The following is a 12,285-nucleotide window of genomic DNA, read 5'->3' on the forward strand; positions in this document are numbered from 1 at the left end:
GCTTAGATTACTAGGCCACACATCGAGCGCCGCGATAAAAGCACGCTCAAACAGAACAAAAATAGAACAGCAAAGATCAACAGACCCTAGTATTCCCTACTAGCTCGATAACGAGCAACTAATCAATAAATTAGCGATTAAAAATATCCTTATAGAAATTAAGGTTTCTGTATTTGATTATTTACATTTTTGCTATAGAACAATGCAAAACATCTTTATAAACAGCTGCTGTTAAGCACGCATTTGCTCTACGCCCCCTAAGCTTACTGGCTTTAGTTTTAAGTACCTAAAGAACTTAGAATAATTTTTTCTGTTATAGAGTGTAATATTTTTCTAATCATTTTTTACGATAAACATTTTCATTACGTTTCAACTTAACGTAAAATCTCGGAAAAAATTTCTTTATATTTTACTCTGTTAGCCCGTTGGAGCCCCCTATGAAACTAAACGCTGTCAGAACCCTTGTATGTGCAGCCCTTGCTACGTCAGGTTTTTCGGCCTATTCACAATGCCACAGCCCGATTTATGGTATTGCCAGTGATGCAGGCCAAGGTGTTATTCATAAGCTCGATGAATACACAGGTCAAAGCCTGTCAAACTCAATCGCACTGTATGATTCTGCCGCAATCGCACTCGATAAAGCGTCACAGCGTTTGTATTATGTTTCAGTTCCACAAAATAATGGCCACAGTTATCTTGCATATTATGATATAAACTCGGGTTCACACCATCAGGTTGGTAAGACTAAATTCACTTACCGTTTGGTAAGCGATCCGAGCCAAAACTTACTGTGGGCCGCACACGACGATACCTTATTTACCATAGATCCAACGACAGGCTATGTCGCAATTTATGGAGAGCTTACAGGCTTTCGCAATGAACAAGATAAAAACTGGGGTGACTTAACCTTTATTGGCGACAACTTATATTTAGTCAGTAAAAACAGTTTGTATCGCGTTGATACAACAGCGTTAACCGTTGAGATTGTTAACCAGCATAACCTAGCATTAGCGACAGGGGCCGCTAAAAACCAGGTAGGCGAACTCATTTTTTCACGTCAGGATAATTTAGGTGGCTCTGAATTTTTCGCTTACGACATGGGTAAATCATCACTCAGCTATTTATCAACCAGTGCTCACCGCTTTACCGATTTAGCATCGGCTAACTGTGGCAGTGATGGTTCAGATCATTCTGGTGGTGAAGACAGCTACTATAAAATCAGTGCAATTTACAGCCTAGATAAAAGCCCTGAAGAAGGTGATGAAGCGCACATCCGCGTTAAATTCAACAAAATCCTCGATGATGACAAAGATTTAAACTTAAAATTAAGCAGCGGTACCGCACAAAAAGGGCAAGATTTTAATACCACAGCGTTTATTTCATTTAACCGTGGCGAAAGCTATCCGTATTTAGTTGATTTAGCCAGCCCACAAAAGATCTCTGTACCGCCAGGTGGTCGCCATATCGATATTTTGCTTGATTTAAATGATGACGGCAAAGATGAAGATACTGAATACTTCACGCTCGAAGCATGGCACAGAGATACACTGTCGGATCGCCTAACACTTAATCAAGATATTCTCGACCCATCAAGTAACCAAGGTGACCTTCGCGTCAACGCTGTTTATTCACGTCATAGTGATGATCTTGTTGAAGAAGGCCGCACCATTAAATTCCGCTTGAAGTTCAACAAAGATTTAGTACTACCAACGTTACTTAACCTTGAGCTTGATGCACTTTCGGCAACGATGGGCGATGACTTTTCAGCCAATGCGAATATTTCATTCGACCGCGGTGAAACCTTTGTACAAAACGTTGACCTATCTTCGCGCAAAGAAATTTTGGTGCCACCAGGTGGTCGCTATGTTGATATCCAATTTGAATCTTTTGAAGATGATATTGACGAAGGTTTTGAGGCATTAAAGCTTAATGCATGGCACCGTGCTGACCAATCTGATCATGAATTTGAAATTATCCGCATTCATGACGAAGACGCAGATCTTGATTTAGCAAAAGACGCGGTGCATTCGGTTTTTGCGCTTTATAGTAATGTAGAAGAAGGTGAATTTGTAACCTTTAGAGTTCAGTTTAATCAACCACTTAATGATGATGCAAAACTGCGTTTGCGCTTAAATGATGGCGCAGCAACCGCGCAACGTGATTACAATCCAAATGCAGAAATCTCGCTTGATGGCGGCGTTACGTGGCCAATGGAATACGATTTATCATCCAAACAACGCCCTCTTATTCCTGAAGGCACTGAATATGTGGATGTTCGCGTACATACTTTGCGCGACGATGAGGTAGAAAACAGCGAAGATTTCAATCTAACTGCCTACTTAATTAGCGGTGGCACGGATACACAAACAACAACAGTTACCATTTCAGATCGCACCGAAAATAGCGATGACTTCCCTGAAGTAAGTAGCATTACGGCAACGCCATTTAAAGTATCTGAAGGTAACTCAGCACTATTCAATGTGTGCTTAGACGGCACCACCACACAAACACAAGACTATTATTTAGAAGTAAACCCTGACACTGCTGTACTTGCCGACATTGACTCAGTTGCATATATCAGCTTCGATCAAGGTATCACATTTAACACACAAATTGACCTATCGAATACTGCCACAGTTGCAGTACCGCAAGGATTGCGTTGTTTTGATGTAAAAGTGACAACCGCTAACGACACTCTTGACGAACAACAAGAGCAGCTAGTACTTGCAGCTTGGGGGAAAGACGACGGCATCGACCGTAAAGCTGAAAGTTTAATAATTGAAAATCAAAACACGAACCCTGCTCCTGAAGTAGCTGATGTAATCGTAGAAACTAAAAAAGTAAAAGAAGGTAAGGAGCATACATTTACCGTATTCTTAACCAATGTGACAAATGCGGTAACACCTTTTTCACTTTCATTAGAAGATGTAACTGCTGTAAAAGAACGAGATTATTCATCTGAAATTGAATATAGCAGCGATAATGGCGCAAACTGGGTTAAAGCCAACTTAAACACTACCTCAGAAGTGACGATGCCCGAAGGCATAAATCATTTTCTAGTGAAAGTTGTTACATTAACAGATGAAGAAGCGGAATATACAGAAAGCTACAAGCTACAGGTTGCAAATGTTAGTGCTGAAGCAGAAATTTTAGACGATTCAAATTCTATACCGGCACGCTTAATCGAAAATGCGCCGCGAGAGTATGAAGTTTCTGAAGGCAACTACGCAGTATTTGAGTTAAGTTTAGATAAACAAGTAGTCACGACACAAAACGTGTTTGTAGAACTAAAGTCAGACGATGCAACAGCAAATGACGACTTTGATCCTCAAGCTGAATTCTCATTTGACAATGGCGCTTTCTGGCAGACAATCGACCTTAGCGCAGCAAATTCATTCTTGCTTGAGAAAGATACGCAAGAATTCCTTGTTCGCGTATCGATTATTAAAGATCAACACGCAGACGAAGAAATTGAAACCCTGCAACTACATGCATGGACTCAGCAAGAGCAACTCGATTTAATTGAAGCGCCAGTATTACTTATTGATGCGACGCCTAAAAATGCGGTAATTGATTTTATCAGCACTGATAAAAACCCAATGATGGAAGGTGAAGAAGTCACTTTCAATGTTGTGTTTGACCGTAAGTTAGAGAAATCGCAATCACTCAGCTTCAATGTGATTGGTTTAAATGATACCACCAATGACGACTTCTTAAATTCAGGATACGTTTCACTTGATAACGGCGTTACATGGCAAGAAATGTCGCTGGTTGAAAATAAATCGGTTAACGTACCAGCTGAAATTCAAAATGTATTAATTAAAGTAACCTCTTTAGTTGATGATAGCATTGAAGAAAATGAAGCTTATGAGCTATCGGCATGGTTTGAAGAAACCGGCAAACACGCAAAAGCAGTATCAGTAACAGACGGCACAGCACCAAAACCACAAGTGATGTCGGTTATTGCAATGCCAGATCCTGTGTCAGAAGGTGCTACAACCACATTTGAGGTTACGTTAGATAGCAAAGTAGAACGCGAAATTAGCTTCCCGTTCCAGTTAGTTGACGGTAATGCGCTTGCACAAGAAGACTACGACACAACCGTTGAGGTAAGCTTTGACTTAGGCCTGAGCTGGCAAGCCGTTTTACTTGCTTCAACACAAGATATTACGTTACCTGAAAACACAGATACTGTATTTGTAAAAGTAGCAACACTCACGAATGACGAATTTGAGCAGTCTGAAAGCTTTGCGTTAGTGGTGGATAACGTGGTTGGCAATGTATTTATTAATGACGATGACAATGCTGAGCCAATCGCAAACCCAGATACCCTTGAAATCAACGAAGATGAGTTCGCTGAATCAATTGCGGTTATCGCAAACGACGAAGATCCAAACTTCGATCCGCTGGTTATTTTAGGTACGCCGACATCATTACACGGCGTAGTGACTGTAAACGACGACAACAGTATCAACTATCAACCAAAAGCTGATTACAATGGTAAAGATATTATCATTTATAGCATTAGCGATGGTCGTGGTGGCGTAGCAACAAGCCAAGTTACCGTTGAAATTGCGGCTGTAAATGATGAACCACGTCAAACAGAACGCACGCTTACAACAAAAGAAGATGTTGAGATTACCAATATTAACTTGCTAAAAGGCGTAACTGATCCAGAAGGTGAAGCACTTTCAATTATTGGCAACCCAGTTGCAACAAACGGCCAATTAATTGATGCCGGTAACGGACAGTTCACTTACAAACCAAATGAAAATTACTTTGGTGACGATGAAATCCTTTTCGTGGTAAGTGATGGTGAAACCGAATTAAACGCAAAGATTGCCGTTACAGTGACCCCTGTAAATGATCTACCTACCGCAGAAACTGCTTCGCTAACGGTTGCAGAAGACAGCGAAAATGAGATTGTTGATACCAGCCCTTATACCCATGATGTGGATGGTGATACCTTAACGGTAACGAATGCCACAGCTAACCACGGTGAAGTAAGCGTTAACCCAGATGGCACTCTGAGCTATTCGCCAAAAGAAAATTATGCTGGTAGCGATCAGATTAGCTACACGGTAGTCGATGGTAACGGTGGTTCGGTAGTTGGTATTATCAATGTACTGGTAACAGGTGAAACGGATGCACCAAACGCAAATAACGATGAAGCACAAACCGATGAAGACCAGAAAATCGATGTGATTGATGTGCTAGCAAACGATAGTGATCCTGACAACGATACATTAACAGTAACTCAAGCTGAGTCTGACAACGGTGTTGTTACTATCAACGCTAATGGCACGCTAAGTTACCAGCCAAACGACAACTTCTTCGGTAAAGATACTATTCACTACACCATTAACGATGGTGAATTAAGTGACAGTGCAGTGGTTGTTGTTACGGTAAATGCTCTAAACGACGATCCAACAACAACTGAAAAAATCATTGAAGTGGATGAAGACTCTAAAAATAATGTCGTTGATTTAACTCAACATATTTCAGATGTTGATGAAGATCCTGCAAAAGCAGTATCGGCTACTGCGTTACACGGTAGCGTAGAAGTAAAATCAGACGGTAGCTTGCGTTATACACCAAACCTAAATTACTACGGTGACGATACTATCACTTACCAAGTAGAAGATGGTAAAGGTGGCACAGCAGAAGGTGTTGTAAAAGTAACCGTAAAACCACTTGATGATGCGCCAATTACACGTAGTGATTACCTTTCAATCAATGAAGATGAATCAGTTACTGGCTTTGATGCACTGCAAAATGACGAAGACCCAGACGGTCAATCAATTTCATTGGTCTCGGCGACAACTGCAAAAGGCAAAGTAACGGTTAACGGTAATCTTATTAATTACAAACCAGATGCTGATTTTTATGGCGAAGTGGGCATTGAGTACACCATCACTGATGGCGAAAATCAATCGACTGGCTACATTACAATTGATGTAATGCCTGTTAACGATGCGCCTACAATACAACCAGCATCAGTTGCTGTTGATGAAAACTCAAAAAATAATGCGATTAATATTCTCGATAAAATTGAAGATAAAGATGGCGACAACGCTAAGCCGGTTTCAGTATCAACTGATGACGGTACCGTTTCAGTAGATGGCAATGGCATTATTTACTTTACGCCAACCAAAGACTTTGTTGGCACTGCAAAAATCGATGTCACAGTGTCAGATGGTAACGGTGGCTCAGTAACCGGTTCTATTACGGTAGTTGTAAACTCGGTTAATCAACCACCTGTGGCTGTAGATGATGGCATTCAAGCATTCCAAGACACACCACTTTACAACGTTGATGTACTTTGGAACGACTCAGATCTTAACGGTGATGATTTAACGCTGATTTCTGCGGTTGCTAATCACGGTACCGTGGTAATTGATAGCAACCAAAACCTGACCTACACACCAGATGCTGGCTTCCATGGTCAAGATTGGATTACATACACCATCAAAGATCCTGAAGGTTTAACTGACAGTGCTTTAGTAGATGTACGTGTTAAACAAAACAACGCACCGTCAGCAAATAACGATGTTGCAACAATTGACCAAGATACGTCGCTAACACGCTTCAATGTACTAGCAAACGATAGCGACCAAGACTCCGATGCCCTTAGCGTTACAAACGCTGTTGCAAACGTTGGCGTAGCACAGGTAAACACTGATAACACCATTACCTTTACTCCTCCTGCAAATTGGGTTGGTAAAGCACGTATTACTTACACCGTGAGCGATGGTAAAACCAACGGTACAGCACAAGCGGTACTTGAAGTGACTGTACTTTCAACTAACCAAGCACCCATTGCGAACCCAGATTCAGCATCGGTAACGCAAGGTGAGCGCTTATCGTCAATTAATGTACTTGGTAACGACAATGACCCTGATGGCGATACCCTAACCGTAACAAGTGTTAGTGCCAGCCACGGTATTGCAACAATTAACAGTAACGGTACAGTACGTTATCAAGCACCTGAAAATTACGAAGGTCTAGTGGTCGTTACATACGGTATTAGTGATGGCAAAGGTGGCAACGCTTCAAGTCAGGTGAACATCAACGTAACGAAAGCATTAGCCCAATGTATTACAGAATCTGGTAATGGCTTAACTTTTGCACCAGGTACCAGTATTGCATTTGCCCACAAACGTAGTGCTGATTATCAACAAGCGTATAAAGTGCTTTCTAATGGTACTGCGATATCCAATTGGCAATATCCAGAGAATACAAGCAGTTGGGTAGAACGCGCTACACTAACAGGAGGCAATACGTTCTCGATAACGTACAAGTTTAAAGAAAATAACCGTACGTGGAAGTATGGTAGTTGTGAAACCATTTTAGGTAGCAATAACACAGGTTACATAAACTGTGACGATACCGGTGGTGATGGCGACTATAATGATACGCAGCTTCGCTTCCGTATCACCAATGCAAATGGTGTGTGTAAATAACACTCGTTAAGTCAGCTTATTAAAGGCCTGCAATTGCAGGCCTTTTTATTGCCGAAAACTATTCCATCTTGGGTTAATAGTTTGTAAACTCTAACACATCTGACCAGTTAAGCAGGCAATACCTATGCAAACACGCATTACCGAACTTTTTGGCATTGAACACCCAATCGTATTACCCGGCATGAGCTGGATTTCAACACCAGAATTAGTCGCGGCCGTTTGTAATGCCGGCGGTTTAGGTATTTTGGCGTCAGGTCCACTTAGCCAACAACAAACCCGAGATGCAATTGCAACAATCCGCTCGCTTACCGATAAGCCATTTGGCATTGGCATTACGTTAATGATGCCTGGCGCAAAGCAAAACGCCAAAATCGCACTCGAGCTACAAGTACCTGTGATTAACTTTTCACTTGGTAAAGGTGATTGGCTTGTCGAAGGCGCTAAGCAATATGGCGGTAAAGTAATCGCCACAGTGGTGACTGAAAAACATGCCCTTGCTGCACAAAAGTCAGGGGTAGACGCACTGCTTGTGACCGGACATGAAGCAGCCGCTCACGGCGGCGAAGTTACATCGCTATGTTTAGTACCCAATATTGTCGATATTGTCGATATTCCTGTAATCGCAGCAGGTGGTTTTGCCGACAGTCGAGGTTTAGTGGCAGCTCTTGCCCTTGGCGCAGACGCTATCGCAATGGGCTCTCGTTTTGCAACCAGTCTTGAAAGCCCAGTGCACCAAAATGTTAAAAATGCGGTGATTGAAAAGCGCGTCGCAGATACTATTTATTCCAAGAATTTTGATGGTCTTTATGCGCGCGTAATGAAAACACCTGCAGCACAAAAAGCCACTAGAAAACCAATGAACTTTTTAAGCGCCACCATTAAGTCATTTAAAGCAGCAAAAATGGTCGATATGCCGTTGTGGAAACTGCTTGTCGGCTTGATAGCCCAGTTTGATAAAATCAAAATGTTGTCATTATTTGGTGCCGCTACCGAAAAGCTTGAAGCTGCAACCATCGATGGCGATTTAGAAAACGGTGTGCAATTTATTGGTCAATCGCAAGGGGTTATTCATGAGGTTAAGTCGGTACAGCAAATCATCAACGATGTTGTTTCAGGAGCCGAAACGCGTATTCAAACACTTGCTAATAAATCAATTTAATGTGTTAACCCCAGTTAATTAGGTAGTAAAAAGCCCCGATATTACGGGGCTTTTTAATAACTAAACCACACTTTATTGGGTGCGGTACTTTTCAAACCACGCCATTATATTGCCAACTTTCTGGATCAAGTTACTTGGCCTTGCCGCAATACCATGACTTGCTTTAGGAATTCGCACCATTGCCGAACCCACTTTACGCAGTTGTAATGCTTGATAATACTGCTCAGTTTCACTCATCGGCGTACGCACATCTTCTTCGCCAGTTAATAGCATTGTTGGTGTGCTAACATTGCCCACTAGCGAGAGTGGCGAACGAGCCCATAAATGTTCAACATGATCCCATGGCATGCCTGGCATCCAATATTTTGTAAAATACGAATAACCGTCAGCGGTCAGAGCAAAGCTCAACCAGTTAATGACTGGCTTTGCCACTACCGCGGCCTTAAAACGATCAGTTTTACCCACAATCCAAGCAGTTAAAACACCGCCACCAGAGCCACCCGTCACAAACAAGTTATTACTATCAACATACGGTTTCGCAACCATGCCATCAACAACATCCATTAAATCGTTGTAATCTTGCGAAGGATAATTGTGATGGATAAGATTTGCGAAATCTTCACCGTAAGACGTACTGCCGCGCGGATTCGCCCACACAACAACATAGCCTTTTGCAGCCATTAACTGCACTTCGGCACTAAAATTTGGACCATAAGCCGTATGTGGGCCTCCGTGAATTTCTAAAATCAGCGGATACTTTTTGTTTTTATCAAAGTTAGGTGGCAGCGCATACCAAGCTTGAATATCACGACCATCAACCGTTGATTTAACAGTGATTTCACCCACTTCAGCGGTTGTTTTATGGGTGAGCAAATCTTCATTTAAAGAGGTGACTTTACGCGTTTTTCCCTTTTTAACCATCGCTAGATCAGCAGGTCGATTGGCATTGGCAAGTGTCACAACCAGTTCATTCGTATCTACTACCGCAAATTCACCCGAGGTATACGGACGCCCTAAAGACTGACCGCCCAGTTTGGCTATTTTTTCTGTGATTTTTCCTTTCAGATTTACGTAGCCTACGTATTTTTGGCCATAATCGTCGTAGCTAAAGTAAAGACCACGGCCTTTTGTATCCCACTTAGGATTGCCTATTGGTCTATCGAGTTTCGCAGTTAAACTTTTAACATCAGACCCGTCATTGTTCATGATAAAAATGTCATTGTTTTGGCTCGATAGTTTTTTATCATCAAAACGCAAATACGCAATCTTTTTACCATTTGGTGACATCACTGGCGCAGCATCGGGGCCTTCGCGCTTGGTCACATTAGTGGTTTCACCCGTCGCAACATTAATTTGGTAAATGTCAGACTCACGAGGTCTGTCTTGCCAATCAGGGTGGCGGTCGCCACTAATAAATATCTGCTCACCATCTTGGCTCCACGCAATATTGCCGCCATGGTGAAAATCGCCTGTAGTGATTTGACGAGGCGTACCGCCTTCTGCTGGCACAACATAAATATGGCGATAGCCATGGGGTAAAAACCCACGTCCGTCGCTACGATAACTCATCTGATCAATATACTTTGCAGTACCGGCCCAATTAGCCCCTTTTGGTTTTTTCGGCATTTCGCTAAAAATACCTTTCGCCTCTTGTGGTTTAAACATAGAAAATGCGATCCATTGACCATTCGGTGACCAACTTATATTACTTACGCCATGTTCCACATTCGTTACGCGAGCCATGTCGCCACTTTGCAACCAACGCACATAAAGTTGATTATCGCCCTCTTCATTTGAAATATACGCCAGCTTTTTTCCATCCGATGAGAAACGTGCCATGCGATACTGTGCCTTACCTGAAAGCAACGGCGTATGAGCATTGCTACTCAGATTGTACTGCCACAAGTTGATGCGTGTACTGTCACTCATAATGTCCATACTACGACGCTCATAAACAATACTGTCACCACTTGGACTAACTTGAGGTGATGCTGCATATTCGATGTTAAACACATCTTCATATTGCCAAGTGGCATTATCACTGGCAATTGCTGGGCCTACGCTCAAACTGACTAATCCTGCTAACAGCGTAGTTTTAATTATTTTACTCATAAAAAAGGGTCCATTTTTATTGGTTGCTTAGGCAATGTAGCAACTCAATTCATTTTTGCAACATGCCTAAGATAGACTGCATATTGGCGGGTTTAAACGCGCTTTATAATTTAACATCATGTTATTAAAGTAGATTTATGCTATGCTTAATAGCGATAACTAAAGCAGAAAAGGAGTGCTCAATATCGACAGAGACGTAAAACTCGCTCAAGATGAAAGCTTATCAATTAAGTTAAGCTATCTATTGCTTCCCAAAGAAACGCAGCGCCTCGACCTGTATTTTTCTTTGCCCGTAGAAATGGGCATCAACACCAGTACCTTAAACGAAGAAGACTATTTTCACGCCCATGTGAAAAGCCACAGTGCCTATTATTCTGAGCAATTACATTTACCTTTAGTACGTAGCCGCTTTATCAGTCAGTCAAAAGGTGAAAAATCTGATTATCGATTGAATTTAAACCTTTACTCTTATCAAATTCGCTTGGCGCTTGAGGCGGATATTAAACATACACAAAAAATCAAAGATGCCGAGGTGTTTTATCCCGCAGCCACTGAATTGGTTGAACAAGCAGGCGTGTTATTGAAGAAATTGCGCCGCTACACACCGCCCGACAAAAAACTAAAATCTTATTTCGACAACGCCGATAACTACTTAAGTTGGCACTGTGAACAAATGTTTTTAAAGCTGTTGTCAAAAGGTCCAAAAAGTAGTGAGTTTGCAAAAGCGCGTGAGGCATTACGTGATTTTTGTCGCAGTGAAAGCGCCTACCGTGAAGAGCGTGAGTACAATTCGAAACAAACCCTAGAGGACCCCAATCGCATCACCAACAAAATGCGGTTACTGCAAAGGCTAATCGAATATGGTGTGGTGTTTAGTAAAGAAACCAAAAACCTTAACTTAAACTTGCAGCGTTTGGTACGTGGCACCGTCACAGCGATTATGATGGCGTTTGTGATGTTTTTAGTTCTCAATGCGCGCTCAAATTTCCAAGAAGTTACATTAGCGCTGATTGCCATGTTGGGGGTTATTTATGGCCTACGTGAAACATTTAAAGAAGATTTAACCCGCGTAATTTGGCGCAAAATAAGGCAAGGGCGCCCCAAATGGCGACATATATTTAAAAGCAGTGCAGATAATAAAACCATTCATACCCAAACAGTATGGCTTGAGCATATTCGTCGAAAAGCACTACCCGATGATGTCGAGAATTTATTTAAAAAACGACGTCAGCAAAACAAACAAGCAGCACATTTAATTCATTATCGCTGTGATAGTAAAGTGATTGCTAAAGCGTTTTTACCGGGTTATGAAGAAATTCAGCAGCAAGTGTTTTTTAACTTAACCCCTTTTGTCAGATACTTAAAAAAAGGTGCAGGCAAACTCTACAGTTTGGACGGCAGCAAAGTATCGGGTCAATCGGTAGAAAGGCGTTATCAGATAAACTTAGTGGTTACCTATTCGGCCAATGGTACAAAAACAGCTAAACGCTACAAAATTACCTTAAACCGCTCTGCGATTGTCAGCATTGAAGCAATGCCTGATTAGGGCTC

At 41.8% G+C, this 12,285-nt stretch carries 4 protein-coding genes; 3 read left to right on the top strand and 1 reads right to left on the bottom strand.

Translation table 11 applies throughout. From position 1 onward, the window contains the following. The first annotated feature begins 437 nt into the window (after window positions 1-437). Together AN214_RS16590 and AN214_RS16595 are read left to right on the top strand one after the other, a co-directional pair. Entirely contained in the window at window positions 438-7,463 is a 7,026-nt protein-coding gene (locus tag AN214_RS16590; RefSeq protein WP_054980746.1) for an Ig-like domain-containing protein, read from the top strand. A 124-nt stretch (window positions 7,464-7,587) separates the two neighbouring features. Beyond that, window positions 7,588-8,622: a nitronate monooxygenase family protein gene (locus AN214_RS16595; protein ID WP_054980747.1), complete on the top strand. Its 1,035-nt coding sequence runs from the start codon at window positions 7,588-7,590 to the stop codon at window positions 8,620-8,622. Window positions 8,623-8,694: 72 nt separating this feature from the next. Here AN214_RS16595 and AN214_RS16600 read toward each other — a convergent pair whose 3' ends face one another. Beyond that, window positions 8,695-10,734, bottom strand: a complete 2,040-nt coding sequence (locus AN214_RS16600; protein ID WP_054980748.1) for a S9 family peptidase — start codon at window positions 10,732-10,734, stop codon at window positions 8,695-8,697. Between the two features lie 175 nt (window positions 10,735-10,909). Here AN214_RS16600 and AN214_RS16605 point away from each other — a divergent pair, with 175 nt between their 5' ends. Further along, entirely contained in the window at window positions 10,910-12,280 is a 1,371-nt protein-coding gene (locus tag AN214_RS16605; RefSeq protein ID WP_152960791.1) for a hypothetical protein, read from the top strand. Window positions 12,281-12,285: the final 5 nt, after the last annotated feature.

Origin of the sequence: Pseudoalteromonas sp. P1-9, from assembly GCF_001399975.1 — a bacterium.
GTDB lineage: Bacteria > Pseudomonadota > Gammaproteobacteria > Enterobacterales > Alteromonadaceae > Pseudoalteromonas.

Bases quoted from the DNA above. Each gene is read 5' to 3' on its own strand.
- AN214_RS16590 (WP_054980746.1), top strand. From the start codon at position 438: ATGAAACTAAACGCTGTCAGAACCCTTGTATGTGCAGCCCTTGCTACG.
- AN214_RS16595 (WP_054980747.1), top strand. From the start codon at position 7,588: ATGCAAACACGCATTACCGAACTTTTTGGCATTGAACACCCAATCGTA.
- AN214_RS16600 (WP_054980748.1), bottom strand. From the start codon at position 10,734: ATGAGTAAAATAATTAAAACTACGCTGTTAGCAGGATTAGTCAGTTTG.